The sequence below is a fragment of the Bacillus cereus group sp. BceL291 genome, assembly GCF_051776705.1.
GTDB lineage: Bacteria > Bacillota > Bacilli > Bacillales > Bacillaceae_G > Bacillus_A > Bacillus_A cereus.
Window position 1 is genome coordinate 1 of record NZ_JBPWAP010000017.1, and the last position, 18,488, is coordinate 18,488.

Below are 18,488 nucleotides of genomic sequence, written 5' to 3' on the forward strand. Positions count from 1 at the left end.
TTGAACCGGCTTAATGATTTTTTGTCCGCCTATTTCATAAGAGTGATTCATACATTGATCAGAATGGTAATTCACCTTCAATTCCAGGGATTCTGCCATTTTTTTCATTGGCGTTGCCATTTCTATTCGCTCCTTTTTTACCTTTGTTTTTAAACTCTATTTCTGCCGCATTAACATCAGCTAAAGTACGAATGTTTTTATTAACCCACTGTTTTAAAATGCCCTCAGCATAATTCCATTTCTTCTGCTGTTTCAAAGTACGCTCCATAGCTGCTTGTACAAGTTCTTCGCTTGTATCGTTTACCCATTGCGAAATACTTTCGGCTATGAATGAATTTAAAATACCGAAATTATTTTCGTAGAAAGAGAAGATGCTACTACTACTTACATTCTCTGTAGTATTCTTTGTAGTAATCTCTGTATTTGTCTTTACTTTAAAGTCAGGAGCTTCATTACTTTCATGTGAAGAGGTACCTGATTTTGAAGTAACTACCCTCTTTACTTCAAAGTCAACAGGGTCTTCTTCGACTTGTTGATACATACTTGATATGCTTTTTATTTCATTTACTTTAGGCTCAACGAACATTACATTATTTAAAGTGATTTCATTTACAATAATTGTTCTAAATTCGATTACGATTAAGTTCATATCCACTAATAAGTCACAAGCTCGTTTAACTTGTAGTTTTGAAAATCCAAATGTTTCTGCTAATTGCTGATAACTCTTTTGTAACTTATCTGATTTGAATTTTTTCTTATAAGTAACCTTGCCAGTATATTCATCTCGAATAACTGTAGGACGATACCAATAGACGATTTCACTCAATACCATAATTGCTACAATGTGAGGCTTACCATTACTAAAAGTGATGTAATTAAACCATTCATGATCCACTACATTACCTTTGAAATTTAATCCACCAATTTCAGTTACTACGTTTGCCATAAATATTTACCTCCTAATACAAACTGCCACATATGCTTGTCCACTTTTGATTATTCGTTGAATTTCATAATGCGGATAACCAACTTTGAAATACTGTTCAATCATTTCCTTTAATTCGTCCTTGCTCTCTGCTAAGTTCCAGAATTTATTAGGTAATAGCACTTGATATTCAGTTAAACGCATGTACTATTTCCCTACTTTCCGTGATATACTTATAACAAGTGTTTTTTCTTAAAGGACCCACTGCCATGGGTCTTTTTATTTTGTTCTACGTCACTCCAAGCCCATTGTTTTATTGGCTCATAAGTGATGTAAAGTAACCATGAACCGCATGCGATTAACATTGCAAATATGACTAATGATGTTGTATCTTCCACTAAATCACCTCCTTATTTATCAAACGGTAATTTTGTTAAAATTCCGAAATTTAGTTTTAACTAGCATTCGCTCCAACCTTTTGCGCTTCCACCCATTTAAGGAAATCTTCAGCTTTAACACGTTTACTTTTCCCAATTACAATTACCGGAAAATCTTCTCTCTTCATAAGTGCATATGCAGCTGATCGAGAAATGTTGAGGAATTCCTGTATATCCTCTGCTTTCAATGCGAATGGTAGTTGTTTAATTTGGTACATGAATTTCACTCCTTTTTTATTTTATGTATAGTTGATGACTTCATTGAGATACTACATAAAAGGTAACGATACTCAACAGTTTGCTTGAAGCAAACTGTCGGGTAAAAAAATAAGTCAACTTATACTGACTCCTTCAAAATCTCTTCTGTTGTTACATTTAAAAATTTTGCTAATTTCACTAATTTAGTAATACTTGGTTGTCTGTTCCCTAATTCTAGGTTGCAGTAGATCGATTTGTTTCGATATCCGATGTTTTCAGCAACATCACTTTGACTATATCCTAACTGTGTCCTCAGGGATTTAACTTTTTCAGTATCAAGTATCATCATGTTTTATCACCTTCATCTTGTTTGGTTAATTTGATTATATACTAAAGGTTTGCTTGAAGCAACCCTTTTATTCAAAAAAATTTTAGTTGTCTTGTAGCAAACCTTTTTGATACATTCTATATAGAGGGTTCATAAACTATAGTTAATGGTTTTAGGGGAGGAATTATTAAAATGAGTGAAAATATAATTGGCGTTAGAATTAAAGAAATACGAGTAGAACTTCTCAAAATGAGCCAACGTGAATTCGCAGAAGCTCTAGATGCAAAAAAAACTATGATTTCTTTATACGAAAATGGTCGAAGAAATCCGTCAAGAGAGACCGTTGAAAAGATGTCTCGTTTATCAGGTGTTTCAGCGGATTATATCATGGGAATCTCTGAACATAAAAGTTTAAACTCAAATGATTCTAAAGACTTAAAAGACGAACTTAAAGAAATAATGCTACAAATTAATGAACTCGATCCGAAAAAACGAGAAGAAATAATAGCTATGATTAAAGATGAGTTATAAGAAAAAAGCGATAGATAGCTTATTTGCTAACCATCGCTTTTTTTATTTTCTCAAGTTTCTTCATTACTTCTTTATCGCCTTTATATTTTTTTTCTAACGCTGCTTCTATTTTACTTTCAACTAACATCATATCATTTTTTTCTTTTATTAAATTCCCCATCTAACCCTTCCCCCATCATCCTTAATTATTCAAAAATATCAAAATGTAGAAAATGAATAACCCCTTAAACGTACGAAATGCCATTGCACCCTTAGATGCAATGGCATTTTAATTTATTTGTTATCCTAAAGTACCTGGATCCATTTTCATTAGTTGTACTTCTTTTACTTTTCCTGTTGCTTGATTATCTTTAGTTGGTACCGAACTAATCGATAACACTGATAATGCGAGCGTACATGCAATAACTACACTAGCAATTATTTTTTTCATTCTCACTGTCCCTCACTTTAAGATATCAAAAATTTTTATGTAGAATAAGTTTCCGTCCTTTAAGAACCGGTGATATGCCTTTTTTCTCAATTCTTCATCATTCATCGCAATCGATAAATAAAAATCTTGAGTTGCAGTTCGATTACTGATTTGATTTAATATTTTGCAAGCTTCACTGTTCTTGTTTTGACGAATACATTGTAACGCAATTTCAGCGTCGTCATGTATATATTCTGATTTTACAGGAATATTATGAATAATACAACAGAAAGCAGTTGTATTTTCCACTAATTTTCTTTTTAGTAATGATTTGTTATTCTTAATCTTTCTTAATTCTGAAAGCGATAATTCAAAAAAATACAATGCTTTATCAGGATTACTGAAAATATAACTCTCAGCAAAAATACTAAGTGCTGTAGCTTTCAATAAACGCGGAATCTCTTGTTTCTCTAGTACATGCTGTAATAATTCCCTTGCCGTTTTTACTTCGTCTTGCATTAAACTTGCATATGCACAGATTATATTTAATTCTACTTCGTTTAATGTCTTTTCTAAACCTTTTGGCATTTTATCAATTTTCTCCTGAATAATTCCTTGGAGAACAGTTAATACATTATATGCCCCTAAATCAAAATAACCATATACACTTAAGGTATTTACAAGAATATTCACACCTGTTTTATTTAAATTCACTTTTGTACGTAATGTTTCAATTTCTTTAAGAAACGCTCCCGATCTCAATGATTGAGTTTGTCTATCTAAACAAACTCGGAATATATCTCTATAATTATTAGTTACAGATTGTTTATAATCGTTCTCAACAAGATCATGAAGTAATTCCGTATAACCTGACTGATATAAATAATACATTGCAGTTCTTATATCAGCTTCTTTATCTGTATACTTTAAAAATTCTTGAACCACTGCCATCTTCTGTTCTTCAGAGTCAAGACCACTCAATATCTTAACTAATTTTGCGAAAGTCATAGGTACTTTTCCATTCAATGTTTTCCATAAATTTGACTGTGATAAATTTGTGATTTTTGAAAGCTTTACTGAATTTAATTCATCATCTAAAACAATACCACTTAAACTAGATACTTTATTCATAACGAAGCCTCCTTTGAACGCGAGACACCTTCCCTGAACTTTCTCAATAGAAAACCTATACCATTCAAGTTTTTTTTAAGTTTATATGTTATACTTGTGCTGACTCATGGCAAGTATTTTCCCTACCGTATTAGGGGAACAGCATAAGAGTGGCTGCACACTACTTTTGCTGCGCTATGGGTCTTTTTTGTTCTTATTTTTATATTTAAAATCAGTTTATCACAAGATTTAGAATCTTCCATTCAGTTTATTATCAAATCATGTTGAGAAAGTTTTTTTCGAAAATTCCTTTTTCACTAAGAATATTTTACCATCAAAAGAACACTTGTTCTAGTTTATTTTTAAATACAGTCCAAAAAATTAAGCAAATATAATATTTAAGGCAAATTATTTGGTATATATAGTCTAAAAATAATGCCTTATTTATAATAAAGGCATGAATACATTTGGAGAAAATTTAAAAAAATTTAGGAATGCTCGCTCTTTAACACAAGCCGAATTCGGCGATAAAGTCCAATTAAGCCGTAGTCAGATTAGTAATTTGGAAACTAATTTTAATGAGCCGGATTTGGATTCGCTAGATCGTATCGCGTCATTTTTTGATATCTCTGTCGATACACTAATGGGCCGGAAATTCACGACAAGTGAAAAGCACCTAGAAAATGTTCTCGATGAAATTCAAACGGTTTTCGCAGGCCTAGATGAATCCCAACGAGAACAATTCTGTAAACAACTCAAGTTTTACACGCAATTCTTAAACGAGAAAAAAGAATTGTTATGAGTCGATTGTAGTAGAAAACATTTCCAATCGCAACGGTAAAAATTAACAAATCCCCACAAAAAAAGAGAGCACTTGGCTCTCTTTTTTTATATTCCTGTGCCTGGATCTTTTATGTATCCTCCACCTACCCCAGGATCATACATCCCCATTCCGCCACCTGGATCTTTCCAATACCCTCCACCCGGATTTGGGTCATACTTCAATTGACTTCCACCTAAACCGCCTGGATCAAAGTTATCTCGTTTCATTTTCTTAAGCCTCCCGGTTCTTTTCGCCAGCCACCACCTGGATCAGTTGTATATCCCCCGCCTGGTCCTGGATCAAGTACTAATGGACTTCCAACTGTTCCTCCTGGGTCAGAAATCACCTTTGAACCTCCCAGATCTTTTATATAGCTTCTCATAATCTCACTCCCCCCCTTTCTTTTATACACCTGTCCCCGGACCATAAATTGGTTTCCATCCGGTTCCTGGATCTTCGTTGTATTTCCAACCACCACCGCCTGGCTCGTTATGCCAACCTACACCAGGATCGGTTACTCTGTGACCACCAGGGTCCTTTGTAAATTCCTCCATATTTCCCCCTCCTTTATTTAATATACAAATATTGTAGCTCACTTCTTTTATATCTGTAAATTTCCTTTTACAGAAATTAGGCTTACATGCTATCATTTCTTATACCACTACCACATATCACAGTTTGTATCTAGAAAACGACTATGACGAGGTGAAAAATCATGGCATACTTTCGTAAACGTGGTGAGAAGTGGTCTTTTACTATGGATGTCGGCAAAGACCCTATCACAGGTAAACGGAAACAAATCACTAAAGGTGGTTTTAAAACAAAGAAAGCTGCTCAAGAAGAAGTGGCTAGAGTCACAAATGATTTAGCAAATGGAGATTATGAGAATAGTGATATTCGCTTTTCTCAGCTCGTAGAAATCTGGATGCAAGAGAAAGAATCCTCATGCAGACCATCAACATTGTATCAATACAAACGCATCCTACGCTCGCGTGTAATGCCTGAATTCGGCGAGAAGAGGTTATCAGATATAAAACCTCTGACTGTTCATAATTTTCATCAGAAGCTACTTAAAGAGGGTCTAACAACCAAATACATTTCATCCGTTGATGTTATGTTAAAACAAATCCTTGATAAAGGTGTAGAGTTAGAAATGATTAACTCTAATCCTGCTAAGAAAGCTAAGCGGCCAAAAGTTAAAAAGAAAGCGCAAGCTAGTTGGACAGTTGAAGAAGCAATGAAGTTTATGGAGTATGCAAAAATACAAGGAAGCTATTATATTGCATTCGTTTTAGCATTGCATACAGGTATGCGTATTGGTGAAGTATTAGCTTTACAGTGGGATGATATTAATTTCGAAAACAAAACTATTCATGTACAAAGAACATTAACACTTGTGGATGGTAAGTATGAATTAGGCGAGACAAAAACCGAAGCATCTAATCGCATAATCCCCATGACAGAAGAATTAATGGAAGATTTATTAGAATATCGAAGTCATAAGAAAGAGAATTCTTTCGATTTATTAATTTGTACAAGAAATAAAAAAATCGTGCATCCATATACGATACGCTACCAGATGCATGCTTTGTGCGAAGCAATTGACGTACCGTATATTAGATTCCACGATATCCGAAGAACGTTTACAACTATTTTAATCGATTCTGGCGCAAATGCAAAGGTTGTTTCAAAATTACTTGGTCATACAAATGTTTCTACAACTTTAAATATTTATACTGATGTTTATGAAGAACGTCAAATTGAGGTAACTGAAATGCTAGGAAATGTACTAAAAAGTGGTCGAAGTGGTCAAAAAGTGGTCATTGAAGAAAAACAAGAGGATTAAACCCCACGGTATAAGTGATATAATGCATTTATAGTGTAAGTTTTTTCTTTACACTATAATGAAGTCATCATAGTAAATAATATATAGAGTATCACGTTTTTCAAAAAGATGCTACATCGAAAGGAGAGATTACCATAAAAGCTGGTGGTATTGTTGTTGAATATAACCCTTTTCATAACGGTCATCTTTATCATGTGCAACAGACAAAAAAGTTAACACAATCTGATATAATAATTGCCGTTATGAGTGGTCCTTTTTTACAGCGTGGTGAGCCCGCACTCATTTCCAAATGGTATCGCACTAAAATGGCCTTAGCAAACGGCGTAGACCTTGTTGTAGAGCTTCCATACATCTTTGCAACACAAAAGGCTGAAACCTTCGCAAATGGTGCTATTTCCATTTTAAATGCCCTACGTGTTTCTGAAATTTGTTTCGGTAGTGAGGATGGACAAATCGAAAATTTTTATAATACCATCTCCGTACAAAAAAACGAAGAAGAGACTTTTAACTACCTTGTAAAACAATTCATGGACGCTGGTAATAGTTATGCAAAAGCAACATCGGATGCTTTCTCACACATTTTAACATCTGAAAAAAACATAGATATGTCACAACCAAATAATATTTTAGGCTTCCAATATATGAAAGCAATTCTGTCACAAAATAGCTCTATACAAGCTCAAACTATAAAAAGATTTGCCTCTCATTATCATGATGAAACATTTAATGACCAACATATTGCAAGCGCGACAAGCATCCGAAAACAACTCTTTAGCGAAGAAGGATCATTTACAACAATTGAACCTTTTCTCCCACAGGCAACCACTTCGCTTTTAGCAAATTACAAACAAAATTACGGGATATTACATAATTGGGAACAATACTTTTCATTTTTTAAATATAGACTCATGACGATGTCTCCAGGGGACTTACGACATATATATGAAATAGAAGAAGGTTTAGAGCATCGTATTTTATCAAAAATACAAAACAGTTCCTCCTTCTATTCATTCATGGAAGCATTAAAAACAAAACGTTATACATGGACTAGATTACAAAGAGCTTGTACACACATTTTAACAAACACAACAAAAGAGGAAATACGTAGCGCAAATATAGAACAACACGCACCATATATTCGCCTGCTAGGTATGTCACAAAAAGGACAAACTTACCTTTCAAAAAACAAGAAAAAAATCGAACTTCCAATCCTTACTCATACAAAAACATTCGACCATGCCGCTTTAGATATAGAGAAAAAAGCAAACTCTGTATATTTCTCCATCATGCACGAACCGTTACGCACACAACTATTAAAACAGGATATAACACACCATCCTGTTCGCTATGATGAAACAACTACAAAATTCCTATAAAAAAACATCTCTATTTCAGAGAGGTTTTTTCCTTATCCATCTTTTCTAAATATGTTAACGCATCATCCAGCGTATCTACTGGTACAATTTTCATTTTTGTTTTAATATCCTTTGCAGTCTCAAGTGCATCTTTATAGTTCGATTTCTCCGCACCTTTTTCATTTGGCGCAAAGAACACTTCAGCCCCGGCATCGCTAGCAGCCACCACTTTTTGATTTATACCACCAATTGGGCCCACTTCTCCTTTTTCATTAATTGTACCTGTTCCAGCTATTTCATGTCCTTTCGTTAAGTCTTCTTCCACAAGTTGATTATATATTTCTAATGTGAACATTAAACCTGCGGATGGTCCACCAATTTCATGAGAATTAATTTTCACTTTCGGATCGACCACTAATTCTCTTTCCGTAACGATAGAAACACCTATGCCGACACGCCCATTCCCATTAGGAATCGTCTTTACATTTAAATTCTCTTTCAATTGTTTTCCATTTCTCATGTACTCAATACTTACAGCATCGTTTTCTTTTTTCCCTGTCATATATTCAATAAATTGCTCCGTCTTTTCAAATGTTTTTCCGTCAACAGCTATAATAACATCACCAAGCTTAAGCTTTCCTTCTGACGGCATTCCTTTTGCCACACCAGCAACTAATACACCTTTATTTTCAAAAGATACTGAGCGATTTGCACGTTTATATGCATTATAAATTGCTGCATTTTGCGAATCTTTCATCGCATAATTTTGGCGAAATTGATATTCTTCATCACTCTCACCTTTTTGCAATATTTCTTCCGCTTTCGAAATATGTGTATATTTATTAAACTGTGCCGCTATTAAATTCACCACATTTGCTGGTCCCATTGAAACCGTAACAAGCATAAAATCACCAGATTCTTTCGTTCCACCCTCAACTTGAACATAAGGCTCTAATTTGGCAGCCATTCCTGGTTTTGTTATATAATACGGTAAACGTACGTAAACAAGTAACATCGCCAATATAACCCCTATTAAGATTGCATATATAAACCGAAAACGCTTAAACATTATGTTTCTCCTTCCACTGCTCAATTAATAAATAAATATTTGAAACATGTTTTTCTGCTTCTACTTCTCCAACTCGAATAATGTCTTCAATGTTTGTAAAAGCACGTGAACTAAATTGCTCTACAGCTGGTCGCATCATTAAATCCGATGCAATTTGCCGATTCATTACAAGCTCATGCTGCATAATTTCAATACTTTGCATGATTACGTCATAAATGGACGTAACATCGCCATTCACCTTAATTGGAGATACATCAACAGCGATAACAATATCGGCCCCTAACTCTTTCACAACCGATACTGGGATGCGATCAATGACTCCACCATCCACTAATAATCTTCCATCTATTTTTTCTGGTACAAACACTCCAGGAACAGATATGCTAGCCCTCACCGCATCTGCAACTGGCCCACTTGTAAAAACCACTTTTTCCCCCTTCAATATGTCAGTAGCCACAACAGCCGTCGGGATATCTAACTCTTCTAAATTTTTATTATATGTAAACATTTTAATCATATCTTTGACACGTTTTCCAGCAATAAATCCCATTTTCGGTACCGTGAAATCTAAATAATACTTCCGCTTAAAAACAGATGCCAATTTATACAATCTTTCAACGTTACTACTTGCCGCATAAAACGTACCTATTAGCGCCCCCATACTACTTCCTGCAATCATGTGAATAGGGATACCAGCTTCCCTTAAAACCTTTATTACACCAATATGAGCAAACCCTTTGGCTCCTCCAGACCCAAGTGCTAAACCAATCTTTGGTTCTTTCATTTTTCTCACCCTTTAATTTTTTTCATTCCTTTTTCATACTTATGGTCTAAATTCACTACGTATCCACGTATACTGAAATGAACGTTTTTTGGGACAAAGGGGGATTTACTTACATGTATGAAAAATGGAAAACCGCTTTCCTTACCATATCAACGCTATTTTTAACCTTTTCTCTTGTACTCCACCCCCAAGCCGCTTTGCAAGCTTCTATTCGCGGGTTAAATATATGGTGGGAAGTTGTATTCCCTTCACTACTACCGTTTTTCATCATTGCGGAACTTCTAATTAGTATCGGTGTTGTAAAATTTATTGGCGTTATATTAGAACCACTCATGCGCCCACTTTTTCGCGTTCCAGGGATAGGCGGATTTGTTTGGGCGATGGGAATGGCTTCTGGTTTCCCTGCAGGCGCCAAATTAAGCGCTAGACTACGAAAAAGCAATCTTTTAACTCAGATTGAAGCAGAGCGCCTCGTTTCTTTCACAAATTCTTCTAATCCACTTTTTATTTTCGGTGCTGTGTCTATCGGTTTTTTTAATAATCCGAAATTAGGAATTATATTAGCCGCTGCCCATTATTTCAGTAACTTTGCTGTCGGATTAATTATGCGTTTTTACGGCGATAATACCGCTTACAAAAATAATACACACACTACAAAAAAACGTCGCTTTCAAAACCCTTTTTTAATTCTTCACGAGACACGCTTACAAGAAAAAAGACCAATTGGTAAATTACTTGGGGATGCCATTGTTTCTTCTATTCAAACATTACTTATGATTGGCGGATTTATTATTTTATTCTCTGTGTTAAATAAAATGATTACTGTATTCCACATTACAGCAGCTCTTTCTTTTATTATGCAACATATTTTATCATTCTTCCAACTAAGTACAGATTTTAGTATACCTATATTATCAGGTATTTTCGAAATGACACTCGGAAGCCAAATGATTAGTCAAATAAATGAAACACCGCTCTTACAACAAGCTATGGTAACAAGCTTCATTTTAGCATTTAGCGGTCTTTCTATTCAGGCACAAGTTGCTAGCATATTAGCTGAAACAGATATCCGATTTAAACCCTATTTTTTCGCACGAATTATTCAAAGTATTCTTGCCCCTATTTTTACATTTGTATTTTGGACACCATTTTATGAGAAAGTGAGTTCTTTCTCACCTATGCCAAAAGATATTCCTGTATTTTTATCCGAGCATCCTTCTATACTACATGAAATTTGGACATCTTTTATACATTATGGACCAATTTTTACATTATTTTGTCTATACTTATATGTTATTTTATTATTTTTGCGCACGTATAAAGAAAAACCCCGTTCACTTTAACGGGGTTTGAAACTTTTCTTTTAAAGCACGCTCTACAATAGGAGGTACAAGATCCACTACACTTCCTCCATACCTCGCAACTTCTTTTACAATACTCGAGCTTAAAAATGAATATTGGTTGTTTGTCATAATAAAAAATGTTTCAATATTTTCATCTAATTTTCGATTCATAGAAGTAATTTGCATCTCATATTCAAAATCAGAAACTGCTCGTAAACCACGTAATATTGCATTTGCATTACGCATTTTTGCATACTCTACTAATAGCCCACTATGCGAATCTACCTTTACATTCGGGATATCCTTTGTCGCTTCTCGAATTAGTTCTAATCGCTCTTCAACTGAAAAGAATGGTTTTTTTGATGAATTGTTTAAAACGACTACGTACACCTCATCAAATACTTTTGCTCCCCTTTTAATAATATCCAGATGCCCAAGGGTAATTGGATCAAAACTTCCTGAAGAAATAGCTATACTTGTCATTCTGTCCCCTCACCTTCATACTTATAAATCGATATTGCAGTAATCCCATAATTCTCAGCTCGTACTTTTACAAGCCTTCCTATTGAATTAGGTAAAACTACATCATTACCATGCTCTGCCATAATTAATCCATCACTATGTAGCAATCCATGTTGATCCATTACACTAATTAAAGATACAATTTTTTGCTCTTTATATGGAGGATCTATTAATATAAGATCGAATGACATTTCACGTTTTATTAACGCCTTTACTGCACGTTCAGCATCATTTCGATATACTTCAGCTTGTTCCTGTACTCTACAACTTTCTAAATTTTGATGAATTACTTTTATCGCTTTACTATCCCGATCAACAAAAATTGCTTTATCGATCCCTCTGCTCAAAGCCTCAATTCCAAGACCACCACTACCACCAAATAAATCAAGGGCGATACCACCATCAAAATAAGGACCTATCATATTAAAAATAGATTCTTTTACTTTATCTGTCGTTGGACGTGTTGTATTACCAGGAACCGCTTTAAGTGGGTGTCCTTTACATTTTCCTGAAACTACTCTCATCTGTTGTCACTACCTTTATTTCAATCTATCGAGCGATTATAGAAAGCCATTCCCACTTCGGTAACCGTTAACAAACCACATTCACCTAACTATAGAAAAACTCGGCCTCAAATAACCTCTCGTTATTTTTATGTATTCATCTCATCATTCACTAATATGAACCCAATATGTATATTAGTTCCACTTTATCTTTTTTATCCTATCACAAAATAAAAAAAAGAAAAATAAAAAGCCCAACATAAAATTTAATTTCATTATGTATATCTTCATTTAGATTGGACATAAATAATTATAACAACATCACCTTCGATGTTGTTGCCAACCGCGGAGAAGACTTACGTTTCCCCATAAGTTCTTCCTCCGGTTTCTCCTCTCCCTTTGCCTTCTTACTAGTACATGCTAGTATAAGAAGGGCCCTGCTATGCAGGGTTTTTTTTCTTTGTGTGCTTTTCATTTAAAAAGTGAAATGGTACAGTAAAAGAAAGAGGAGGAAAAGATATGATTCAACGCTTTATAGAACTTGGAGAAGGCTACTCTGATTTATATGAATTACTTGAAATTGCCAAAACAAATCAAGAACGTATAGCACATATGTTACAATTTGAAACGATAAAAAACGATAAAAAAGTGTGTTCGCTTGTTGTAATATTAAAACCAACTACTACTGGTGATTTCCAACCATTATACATATGTCGTGAAGGCATTCCTGTATTTGAAAATAAAAAAAGTAAACGTATCATTTTATTTGAAGAAACGGCAGAACAACTCGGGAAAAAAGTGGCTACCTTTACTGTAAAACCATCTACAACTTTCCCAGAAAAAGAACTATTTTTTAATCATTTAATTGGTATTTTACGAATGAACAATTTCATTCCTCCGATGAAATAACACGTTATTTCAAGTGAAAAATCCCCCGCTAAATTTAGCAGGGGATTTTTTCTATTAGCTATAATCGTATTCTTTTGCTCGATCAGGACGGGAATTTTCAAATTCCGTTTTTAAATACGGGCGATACGACTGTTCTATCTTTTTCACAAAAGGAAGTTTGTTCAACTTATGCATCATATGCTCAATTTGTTCCATATCACAATATACTACAGCATATTTTAATCGTTTTGATATGTAATGTATGTTACCATATTTCCTTAAAATCTTGGCATGTTTCAATGAATGTAAATAAACAATCATACTTTGTCGTTGCCCGAACATAATCTTCTCCATCTTCTCCTTTTAAAAACATATATTTTATATTCTATGAAAACCAATCAGAAATTTATAACATTACAGGACAAACTCTGTATACGTTTTCTTCCAACTTCTAAAAAACGGGGTACATCACCCCGTTTTTTTACAACCACAACCTCCGCCAGTACCACAACCTCCACCACAGCCACCAGCATCAAAGAATGGATTTCCTGTTGGCACTTTAATGGAAGAAGACACTTCCGAACCGATTGCTACACTAACTTCGTCTAATAACTTCTGCAAAGCAGTTTCTGCTCTTTTAAAAGCTGCAACCTTATCATGTAAGTCCACAGAACGCTTTAATTCTCTCATTTTCATCGACACGGTAGTATAGTCAGGATGGTATTTTCCAAAACGCTGTACTTCCTCATACCGTTCTTTCATCGCTGTAAATTGCTGAATTAGCGTCTGAAGTTCCATATCTTCATGTAATTCTCTATAATACTTACGATAATCTTCTGCTATATCTGAACAGATAATCGCTTTTGCAAGCTGCTCTGCCTTATCTAATATTAATACGCTTTCTAGCGTCGCTACAATCATGAGAGACACCTCCGAGTATCCATCATACCACATTTAGATTAGAACTACTAATTGAAGTGACTTACTCAAAAGAAAGATATAACGTAACTATTTTTACACTATATCCGTACACACTTATACATTAATATGTTCCGCTATATTATATTTAAGAACATCCCATTTTCCACTATTTTGTTTCACATAACTAATACACGCATTTTTTAATGGTGTCTTAAATGTAATTTCATCTGGTTCAATGGCATGTAAAATCGCTTTTATCGCGTGTGAGTGAGCAACAATAATAATACGTTTGCCAAAATGAGTTGTCGCAACATCTTCTAAAGCAGCAAAGCAACGAGCTACAATCTCTTCATCTCGCTCCATACCTTCTACTTTACCCTCAGCAATCAACTCTCTAACAGCCGCAACCGGCTTCCCTGAAGCTTCTCCAAAATTCCGTTCAACAAATCGCTCATCTAATAAAATCGATTGTAATCCAACTGCCGTTGCGATTTCATTAGCCGTTTCTTGCGCTCTAATTAACGGGCTACTTATAATGATATCCCACGTTTCTTCTTGTAAAGCAGCTGCACTTTGACTCGCTTGCTTCTTACCAACTTCATTAAGCGGAATATCTTCTCGCCCCTGAATAATTTCTTGAAAATTCCAATCAGTTTGTCCATGTCGTACTAAACAAATTTCCGTCATGCTGCAACTCCTTTTTAAATAATCAACTTCTATTGTAACAAAAGTTCTGCATGACGGACATATTTTTCACTTCCAATTAGGTTGCGTTTTGTTGCTTCATATACTGAAACATATCAATCATGATCGAAGCAACGGCCAATTGATTTTGAAACTTTTCCACTTTATCTGGTATCGTTTTTTTGAAATGTTGCATCGCCGCTAACTCAAAAGCCTCTTTTTCTTCAGGATTTCGTGTTAATTTTCTATACCAGTACGGTTGCTCTCTAATATAACGAGATAAATCCTCATCAGCCTTTATAAACTCCATAATTTCTGCTCTCATCATCTTTCCCCCTAATCCTTTTGAAAGAAAAACGGGTTATTTTCTGAAGTACTTTGCTCTTGCTGCGTACGGTTACCTTGAAATTGCTGAATAACTTGTTGCACGCTCCCAATTGCACTCGTCACATTGGCTAAATGGTTCTGCATTTGTTCCACGTCCAACTTTTTAAAAAAAGAAAGCATTTGCCCCATCACATCAGCAGTTTTTTCCTCTTCAGTTCGATTATCTTTTTCTTTTTTATTTTCTTTTACCGAAGAAAACGCAGGCGCTCCATCCGGTCTATAAGTTGCCCATATTGGATCTTCTTCACCAAGTAAGTACCATTCTTCATAAAATTGTTGCCATGTTTTATGACCACTTCTAACCTCATGAACCATTTTAGGGTGATGGTTTACAAATTCTTTAAACTGTTGAACCGATGGATGTAACGGTCCTTTTGTTGTTGGCATAATCCTCACCTCTTCATGTATATCTACTATATAGTAAGAAAAAAAAGGCGCATGGTTCGCCTATTTTTAGACGATTCATGCACCTTTTTTTCTGCTATTTGCATACGGTCAGATTCCCACCTACAATTCAGTGAATACGAAGTAACTAATTAGGTGATGTAACACCCCACCGCTTACAGTTTCGCTTTATTTTCGAATAAAGTTTTGTGTATAAAATTTATCGTATACACCAACACCTAATCCTGTAAATTGTTCATTTAATAAATTCTTTCTATGCCCTTCACTATTTAACCAACCTTGCACTGCGGCAATTCCATCACTATGTTGCGCCGCTATGTTCTCACCAGCAAGTTGAAATCCTACTTTCCCGCGCTGCAAACGATCTCCTAGTGTACCTAATGTAGGTGAGTCATGAGAAAAATAATTATTGTCTTTCATATCTTTACTGTGACCAACAGCAACATCTGCTGTTTCCTGATCCCATGTTAATAATGGTAATTTATGACGACTTCGAATGATATTTGTTAAATCAAAAATTTGTTGCATATTCCCATTTTCTACTTGTTTTATTTTTTCTGGAGTCAATGGTTGTTCTGCTATTAATTCACCTGAATAAACGAGCTGATACGGTCTTTGGCGTAATAAAGTTTCATCATCCATATAACGAACACCAACAAGCTCATGTGTAAATTGATCAAAATACAATTGCGCCCATCCATCTTCTACAGGTATTAACGGTTGTTCCATGACTTCGGTATCAGATAGCTCAAATTGATAACTATTTTTCCCTCTTTTTAATGAAATTTCATGCGAAAGCGGACTTTTTTTATATACTTCTTCATATTTTTCATTTATATAATAAGGTGGAACCTTAACTTGTTCACCAGCTGCGTATGCCGTTACAACTTTACGTTCAGAAACTCCAAATTGAACATACTGAGTTAAATCCTGGTTGTATACCCACCATTCATATCCGTATGCAGATGGCTCTATTCGAGAGGGTTCTCCCCACTTCGCTAATAGGTTTTCAGAGTCTTCACCAATCATATTTAAAACAGTGTCTGAGGAGTCTTCCTTAATTTGCTTTTTCTTTTTCACAATTTTATTTTCTTGCTTTGATTGAGATGGGGTTAATATATATTGTGAAACGAGTAATTTCCCGTATAAATCAACAGCTAAAATTAAAAATGTAATCATTACGATACGCAATAATTTCTTCAAACGATATACCTCCTGAACAAAACATAAAATTGAGATATACACAAATCCTTTTCTTTCTTTTTGTGTGTACCGTACTCTTTTCACTATATCATATTTTTGTGAAAAAAGTCTGGATTATCCCTTTTCTCTCAATATGAATTGCACTTTCTTATTATTCATACTATTATAAAAATAATGGTGTAACATTAAAAAAGGAGGTATTATATGCAATTTACAAATACGAAATTTAATGGAGCCGTCGTTGAATTAACTCTTTTAACTGAAATCATGGAAAACAACCACTTCGTACTTGCCGGACAGTGGGATTATGAACGAGTTACATACGATTATAAATTTGAAATATTAAAGGATGTTTATTATTTACGAGTGCAAGGAGTTGCTGTTGAAGGTGACATTGGCAGTAGACACGCTGAAGTAAAACTACTCCCCCCCTTATTAGGAAAACATTATTATCCTCACGGCGTTGAATATGGTGATGATGAGACTTTCCCAACGAATGTACTTCAAAAAAGCGAACAACTCCTACAAAATGTCGAAAAAGAGTTAAAAGAATTTCAAATTATTGATTAACAAAAACAAGCGCATCAATATGATGCGCTTGTTTTATTTCCCTTCCCTAAGAATGAATCGTTTTTTTTACTGGATATCCATAAATAGATCCATCTTTTACTTTAATCTCATCTTCCCAGGGGACCTTATATTTACCTTCAGCTAAATCTTTTACAAACGTATATGGATTTTCTTTCACCCCACCAGGAGTTGCTACATATCCTCTTGAACCTAAATTATATATATTATTTTCCAATCCCCATCCTAATCTAGCCTGATCTGCTAGTTCTGGATATACTTCAGCAGTAACAATCTCCCAAGGATTTCGATGACCCTGTACTAAAGTAGTCCCATCAAAATTACATACTTGTCCTTCACCAAAGTAATAAAATACACCATCATAACCCGCTAAGTTTACCGACAATGTATACATTAAATTTTGCCATGCATTTGAACGATTCGTTAGCATCCATTGTTCACTAACTTGTGTACTATATCCAGAAATACGAATTAAGACATTTGCACCTTTATAGGCCGCTTCACGAGCTACTTCAGGGAACATGCCATCATGACAAATACAAACAGCTAATTTACTTCCTCCAGGTCCATCACAAACAGGTAAGCCTAAATCTCCAGCTTTCCAAGGCTCGACTGGCACCCAAGGATTTAGCTTACGATACTTCAAAATCATTTCACCTTGTGGATCAATAATAACTGCTGTATTATATGGCTCTCCACCATCAGGATTTTTCTCCATTATTGAAAAAACACCATATACTTTAGATTCTTTACATGCCTCAGCAAATAAGTCTGTTTCTGGCCCAGGCACTGTGCATAAAAATTCTTCTGTAGTCCATTTTTTTGTATTAAGCCCTTGTGTACTATATTCAGGAAATACTATCAATTCTAAACCAGGGTAACCTGATTTGGTCGAATGAATTGTTTTTATGATTTGTTGAATTTGTTTATCAATGTCTGCACGCGATTCTACTACTGGTACTGGATATTGAATTAGTGCTGTCAAAAAACCACTAATCGGCTTTACCATACTTCCACTACTACCCATTTAAACTCCCCCTTAAAATAGTTCGTGTTTATTAAAGATAACAATATATATTTGTAACTCTCTAAAAAACTTGCACTACATATGGAATTATTACGCATGAAAGCTAGTAGTAAATTTTATCTCCACTTTTAGTACACGCCTACACTAACTTAACATAAAAAGTTAGAAAATTCAATCTTTTTAAGGTAGCTAAAAAAGAAAA

29 protein-coding genes are annotated in these 18,488 nt (G+C 34.7%); 7 read left to right on the forward strand and 22 right to left on the reverse strand.

The window, feature by feature from the left end:
- Positions 1-58: 58 nt before the first annotated feature.
- From ACS2CR_RS13255 to ACS2CR_RS13275, 5 genes are all read right to left on the reverse strand, one after another.
- Positions 59-946: a DnaD domain-containing protein gene (locus tag ACS2CR_RS13255; RefSeq protein ID WP_438906064.1), complete on the reverse strand. Its 888-nt coding sequence runs from the start codon at positions 944-946 to the stop codon at positions 59-61.
- Between the two features lie 6 nt (positions 947-952).
- Entirely contained in the window at positions 953-1,129 is a 177-nt protein-coding gene (locus ACS2CR_RS13260; RefSeq protein ID WP_001241124.1) for a hypothetical protein, read from the reverse strand.
- A gap of 29 nt (positions 1,130-1,158) precedes the next feature.
- A complete protein-coding gene (locus ACS2CR_RS13265; protein ID WP_000390305.1) occupies positions 1,159-1,323 on the reverse strand; it encodes a hypothetical protein in 165 nt (54 codons plus the stop codon).
- Between the two features lie 56 nt (positions 1,324-1,379).
- The gene (locus ACS2CR_RS13270) at positions 1,380-1,580 is read right to left on the reverse strand and encodes a helix-turn-helix domain-containing protein (RefSeq protein WP_074565566.1); all 201 of its coding nucleotides are present in this window, start codon (positions 1,578-1,580) and stop codon (positions 1,380-1,382) included.
- Positions 1,581-1,699: 119 nt separating this feature from the next.
- Positions 1,700-1,909 carry a helix-turn-helix domain-containing protein gene (locus ACS2CR_RS13275; RefSeq protein WP_061529023.1) on the reverse strand — a complete coding sequence of 70 codons (210 nt, stop codon included), beginning with the start codon at positions 1,907-1,909 and terminating at the stop codon, positions 1,700-1,702.
- 171 nt (positions 1,910-2,080) lie between these two features.
- Between ACS2CR_RS13275 and ACS2CR_RS13280 the strand changes: the two genes are divergently transcribed.
- Positions 2,081-2,419: a helix-turn-helix domain-containing protein gene (locus tag ACS2CR_RS13280; RefSeq protein WP_061529022.1), complete on the forward strand. Its 339-nt coding sequence runs from the start codon at positions 2,081-2,083 to the stop codon at positions 2,417-2,419.
- Between the two features lie 19 nt (positions 2,420-2,438).
- Here ACS2CR_RS13280 and ACS2CR_RS13285 read toward each other — a convergent pair whose 3' ends face one another.
- From ACS2CR_RS13285 to ACS2CR_RS13295, 3 genes are all read right to left on the reverse strand, one after another.
- Positions 2,439-2,579 carry a hypothetical protein gene (locus tag ACS2CR_RS13285; RefSeq protein ID WP_193435349.1) on the reverse strand — a complete coding sequence of 47 codons (141 nt, stop codon included), beginning with the start codon at positions 2,577-2,579 and terminating at the stop codon, positions 2,439-2,441.
- Positions 2,580-2,699: 120 nt separating this feature from the next.
- On the reverse strand, positions 2,700-2,849 hold the full coding sequence (locus ACS2CR_RS13290) for a hypothetical protein (RefSeq protein WP_000719898.1): 150 nt from the start codon (positions 2,847-2,849) through the stop codon (positions 2,700-2,702).
- 12 nt (positions 2,850-2,861) lie between these two features.
- The gene (locus ACS2CR_RS13295; RefSeq protein ID WP_153602504.1) at positions 2,862-3,959 is read right to left on the reverse strand and encodes an AimR family lysis-lysogeny pheromone receptor; all 1,098 of its coding nucleotides are present in this window, start codon (positions 3,957-3,959) and stop codon (positions 2,862-2,864) included.
- Positions 3,960-4,395: 436 nt separating this feature from the next.
- Between ACS2CR_RS13295 and ACS2CR_RS13300 the strand changes: the two genes are divergently transcribed.
- Entirely contained in the window at positions 4,396-4,740 is a 345-nt protein-coding gene (locus tag ACS2CR_RS13300) for a helix-turn-helix domain-containing protein (RefSeq protein WP_098317534.1), read from the forward strand.
- An 86-nt stretch (positions 4,741-4,826) separates the two neighbouring features.
- Here the strand turns inward: ACS2CR_RS13300 and ACS2CR_RS13305 are convergent, their stop codons facing one another.
- Genes ACS2CR_RS13305 through ACS2CR_RS13315 form a run of 3 tightly spaced genes read right to left on the reverse strand, consistent with a single transcriptional unit; the run spans position 4,827 to position 5,315 of the window.
- The gene (locus tag ACS2CR_RS13305; protein WP_000817551.1) at positions 4,827-4,988 is read right to left on the reverse strand and encodes a hypothetical protein; all 162 of its coding nucleotides are present in this window, start codon (positions 4,986-4,988) and stop codon (positions 4,827-4,829) included.
- Positions 4,985-5,143: a hypothetical protein gene (locus ACS2CR_RS13310; protein ID WP_309567718.1), complete on the reverse strand. Its 159-nt coding sequence runs from the start codon at positions 5,141-5,143 to the stop codon at positions 4,985-4,987. The genes ACS2CR_RS13305 and ACS2CR_RS13310 overlap by 4 nt, the downstream gene beginning before the upstream one ends.
- Positions 5,144-5,165: 22 nt before the next feature.
- On the reverse strand, positions 5,166-5,315 hold the full coding sequence (locus ACS2CR_RS13315; protein WP_179885222.1) for a hypothetical protein: 150 nt from the start codon (positions 5,313-5,315) through the stop codon (positions 5,166-5,168).
- Between the two features lie 161 nt (positions 5,316-5,476).
- Here ACS2CR_RS13315 and ACS2CR_RS13320 point away from each other — a divergent pair, with 161 nt between their 5' ends.
- Positions 5,477-6,607, forward strand: a complete 1,131-nt coding sequence (locus ACS2CR_RS13320; RefSeq protein WP_153602503.1) for a site-specific integrase — start codon at positions 5,477-5,479, stop codon at positions 6,605-6,607.
- Positions 6,608-6,801: 194 nt separating this feature from the next.
- The gene (locus ACS2CR_RS13325) at positions 6,802-7,983 is read left to right on the forward strand and encodes a nucleotidyltransferase (RefSeq protein ID WP_002103536.1); all 1,182 of its coding nucleotides are present in this window, start codon (positions 6,802-6,804) and stop codon (positions 7,981-7,983) included.
- 10 nt (positions 7,984-7,993) lie between these two features.
- Here the strand turns inward: ACS2CR_RS13325 and ACS2CR_RS13330 are convergent, their stop codons facing one another.
- Positions 7,994-9,031 carry a SepM family pheromone-processing serine protease gene (locus ACS2CR_RS13330; RefSeq protein ID WP_000476280.1) on the reverse strand — a complete coding sequence of 346 codons (1,038 nt, stop codon included), beginning with the start codon at positions 9,029-9,031 and terminating at the stop codon, positions 7,994-7,996.
- Positions 9,024-9,815, reverse strand: coding sequence for a patatin-like phospholipase family protein (locus ACS2CR_RS13335; RefSeq protein ID WP_000662590.1), 792 nt, complete (start codon positions 9,813-9,815; stop codon positions 9,024-9,026). The genes ACS2CR_RS13330 and ACS2CR_RS13335 overlap by 8 nt, the downstream gene beginning before the upstream one ends.
- A gap of 113 nt (positions 9,816-9,928) precedes the next feature.
- Here ACS2CR_RS13335 and ylbJ point away from each other — a divergent pair, with 113 nt between their 5' ends.
- Positions 9,929-11,158, forward strand: a complete 1,230-nt coding sequence (gene ylbJ / locus ACS2CR_RS13340) for a sporulation integral membrane protein YlbJ (RefSeq protein WP_000273083.1) — start codon at positions 9,929-9,931, stop codon at positions 11,156-11,158.
- On the opposite strand, the gene coaD is transcribed toward ylbJ, so the two are convergent.
- Together coaD and rsmD are read right to left on the reverse strand one after the other, a co-directional pair.
- Positions 11,150-11,641 (reverse strand): pantetheine-phosphate adenylyltransferase, encoded by a 492-nt coding sequence (gene coaD, locus ACS2CR_RS13345; protein ID WP_000200601.1) that lies wholly within the window; start codon positions 11,639-11,641, stop codon positions 11,150-11,152. The genes ylbJ and coaD overlap by 9 nt on opposite strands.
- Positions 11,638-12,204, reverse strand: a complete 567-nt coding sequence (gene rsmD / locus ACS2CR_RS13350; protein ID WP_001266979.1) for a 16S rRNA (guanine(966)-N(2))-methyltransferase RsmD — start codon at positions 12,202-12,204, stop codon at positions 11,638-11,640. The genes coaD and rsmD overlap by 4 nt, the downstream gene beginning before the upstream one ends.
- Positions 12,205-12,702: 498 nt before the next feature.
- Between rsmD and ACS2CR_RS13355 the strand changes: the two genes are divergently transcribed.
- Positions 12,703-13,092 carry a DUF7147 family protein gene (locus tag ACS2CR_RS13355; protein ID WP_153602502.1) on the forward strand — a complete coding sequence of 130 codons (390 nt, stop codon included), beginning with the start codon at positions 12,703-12,705 and terminating at the stop codon, positions 13,090-13,092.
- Between the two features lie 54 nt (positions 13,093-13,146).
- Here the strand turns inward: ACS2CR_RS13355 and ACS2CR_RS13360 are convergent, their stop codons facing one another.
- The 6 genes from ACS2CR_RS13360 to ACS2CR_RS13385 form a co-directional block, all read right to left on the reverse strand.
- The gene (locus tag ACS2CR_RS13360; protein WP_002082261.1) at positions 13,147-13,413 is read right to left on the reverse strand and encodes a YlbG family protein; all 267 of its coding nucleotides are present in this window, start codon (positions 13,411-13,413) and stop codon (positions 13,147-13,149) included.
- A gap of 126 nt (positions 13,414-13,539) precedes the next feature.
- A complete protein-coding gene (locus ACS2CR_RS13365; RefSeq protein ID WP_000634366.1) occupies positions 13,540-13,992 on the reverse strand; it encodes a YlbF family regulator in 453 nt (150 codons plus the stop codon).
- Positions 13,993-14,106: 114 nt separating this feature from the next.
- Positions 14,107-14,679, reverse strand: a complete 573-nt coding sequence (locus ACS2CR_RS13370) for a histidine phosphatase family protein (RefSeq protein WP_000134947.1) — start codon at positions 14,677-14,679, stop codon at positions 14,107-14,109.
- A 76-nt stretch (positions 14,680-14,755) separates the two neighbouring features.
- Positions 14,756-15,001 carry a YlbE-like family protein gene (locus ACS2CR_RS13375; protein ID WP_001200990.1) on the reverse strand — a complete coding sequence of 82 codons (246 nt, stop codon included), beginning with the start codon at positions 14,999-15,001 and terminating at the stop codon, positions 14,756-14,758.
- Positions 15,002-15,012: 11 nt separating this feature from the next.
- Positions 15,013-15,450: a YlbD family protein gene (locus ACS2CR_RS13380; protein ID WP_001143346.1), complete on the reverse strand. Its 438-nt coding sequence runs from the start codon at positions 15,448-15,450 to the stop codon at positions 15,013-15,015.
- A gap of 186 nt (positions 15,451-15,636) precedes the next feature.
- A complete protein-coding gene (locus ACS2CR_RS13385) occupies positions 15,637-16,671 on the reverse strand; it encodes a CAP domain-containing protein (RefSeq protein ID WP_000735378.1) in 1,035 nt (344 codons plus the stop codon).
- Positions 16,672-16,875: 204 nt separating this feature from the next.
- Between ACS2CR_RS13385 and ACS2CR_RS13390 the strand changes: the two genes are divergently transcribed.
- Positions 16,876-17,241: a YugN family protein gene (locus tag ACS2CR_RS13390; protein ID WP_001160947.1), complete on the forward strand. Its 366-nt coding sequence runs from the start codon at positions 16,876-16,878 to the stop codon at positions 17,239-17,241.
- 46 nt (positions 17,242-17,287) lie between these two features.
- On the opposite strand, the gene ACS2CR_RS13395 is transcribed toward ACS2CR_RS13390, so the two are convergent.
- Positions 17,288-18,286: a formamidase gene (locus ACS2CR_RS13395; RefSeq protein ID WP_000535802.1), complete on the reverse strand. Its 999-nt coding sequence runs from the start codon at positions 18,284-18,286 to the stop codon at positions 17,288-17,290.
- Between the last annotated feature and the right edge of the window lie 202 nt (positions 18,287-18,488).

What these genes read in the sequence shown, in the direction of transcription:
- ACS2CR_RS13255 (WP_438906064.1), bottom strand. Translation starts at nt 946, where the DNA reads ATGGCAAACGTAGTAACTGAAATTGGTGGATTAAATTTCAAAGGTAAT.
- ACS2CR_RS13260 (WP_001241124.1), bottom strand. Translation starts at nt 1,129, where the DNA reads ATGCGTTTAACTGAATATCAAGTGCTATTACCTAATAAATTCTGGAAC.
- ACS2CR_RS13270 (WP_074565566.1), bottom strand. Translation starts at nt 1,580, where the DNA reads ATGTACCAAATTAAACAACTACCATTCGCATTGAAAGCAGAGGATATA.
- ACS2CR_RS13275 (WP_061529023.1), bottom strand. Translation starts at nt 1,909, where the DNA reads ATGATGATACTTGATACTGAAAAAGTTAAATCCCTGAGGACACAGTTA.
- ACS2CR_RS13280 (WP_061529022.1), top strand. Translation starts at nt 2,081, where the DNA reads ATGAGTGAAAATATAATTGGCGTTAGAATTAAAGAAATACGAGTAGAA.
- ACS2CR_RS13285 (WP_193435349.1), bottom strand. Translation starts at nt 2,579, where the DNA reads ATGGGGAATTTAATAAAAGAAAAAAATGATATGATGTTAGTTGAAAGT.
- ACS2CR_RS13290 (WP_000719898.1), bottom strand. Translation starts at nt 2,849, where the DNA reads ATGAAAAAAATAATTGCTAGTGTAGTTATTGCATGTACGCTCGCATTA.
- ACS2CR_RS13295 (WP_153602504.1), bottom strand. Translation starts at nt 3,959, where the DNA reads ATGAATAAAGTATCTAGTTTAAGTGGTATTGTTTTAGATGATGAATTA.
- ACS2CR_RS13300 (WP_098317534.1), top strand. Translation starts at nt 4,396, where the DNA reads ATGAATACATTTGGAGAAAATTTAAAAAAATTTAGGAATGCTCGCTCT.
- ACS2CR_RS13305 (WP_000817551.1), bottom strand. Translation starts at nt 4,988, where the DNA reads ATGAAACGAGATAACTTTGATCCAGGCGGTTTAGGTGGAAGTCAATTG.
- ACS2CR_RS13310 (WP_309567718.1), bottom strand. Translation starts at nt 5,143, where the DNA reads ATGAGAAGCTATATAAAAGATCTGGGAGGTTCAAAGGTGATTTCTGAC.
- ACS2CR_RS13315 (WP_179885222.1), bottom strand. Translation starts at nt 5,315, where the DNA reads ATGGAGGAATTTACAAAGGACCCTGGTGGTCACAGAGTAACCGATCCT.
- ACS2CR_RS13320 (WP_153602503.1), top strand. Translation starts at nt 5,477, where the DNA reads ATGGCATACTTTCGTAAACGTGGTGAGAAGTGGTCTTTTACTATGGAT.
- ACS2CR_RS13330 (WP_000476280.1), bottom strand. Translation starts at nt 9,031, where the DNA reads ATGTTTAAGCGTTTTCGGTTTATATATGCAATCTTAATAGGGGTTATA.
- ACS2CR_RS13335 (WP_000662590.1), bottom strand. Translation starts at nt 9,815, where the DNA reads ATGAAAGAACCAAAGATTGGTTTAGCACTTGGGTCTGGAGGAGCCAAA.
- ylbJ (WP_000273083.1), top strand. Translation starts at nt 9,929, where the DNA reads ATGTATGAAAAATGGAAAACCGCTTTCCTTACCATATCAACGCTATTT.
- coaD (WP_000200601.1), bottom strand. Translation starts at nt 11,641, where the DNA reads ATGACAAGTATAGCTATTTCTTCAGGAAGTTTTGATCCAATTACCCTT.
- rsmD (WP_001266979.1), bottom strand. Translation starts at nt 12,204, where the DNA reads ATGAGAGTAGTTTCAGGAAAATGTAAAGGACACCCACTTAAAGCGGTT.
- ACS2CR_RS13355 (WP_153602502.1), top strand. Translation starts at nt 12,703, where the DNA reads ATGATTCAACGCTTTATAGAACTTGGAGAAGGCTACTCTGATTTATAT.
- ACS2CR_RS13360 (WP_002082261.1), bottom strand. Translation starts at nt 13,413, where the DNA reads ATGTTCGGGCAACGACAAAGTATGATTGTTTATTTACATTCATTGAAA.
- ACS2CR_RS13365 (WP_000634366.1), bottom strand. Translation starts at nt 13,992, where the DNA reads ATGATTGTAGCGACGCTAGAAAGCGTATTAATATTAGATAAGGCAGAG.
- ACS2CR_RS13370 (WP_000134947.1), bottom strand. Translation starts at nt 14,679, where the DNA reads ATGACGGAAATTTGTTTAGTACGACATGGACAAACTGATTGGAATTTT.
- ACS2CR_RS13375 (WP_001200990.1), bottom strand. Translation starts at nt 15,001, where the DNA reads ATGAGAGCAGAAATTATGGAGTTTATAAAGGCTGATGAGGATTTATCT.
- ACS2CR_RS13380 (WP_001143346.1), bottom strand. Translation starts at nt 15,450, where the DNA reads ATGCCAACAACAAAAGGACCGTTACATCCATCGGTTCAACAGTTTAAA.
- ACS2CR_RS13390 (WP_001160947.1), top strand. Translation starts at nt 16,876, where the DNA reads ATGCAATTTACAAATACGAAATTTAATGGAGCCGTCGTTGAATTAACT.
- ACS2CR_RS13395 (WP_000535802.1), bottom strand. Translation starts at nt 18,286, where the DNA reads ATGGGTAGTAGTGGAAGTATGGTAAAGCCGATTAGTGGTTTTTTGACA.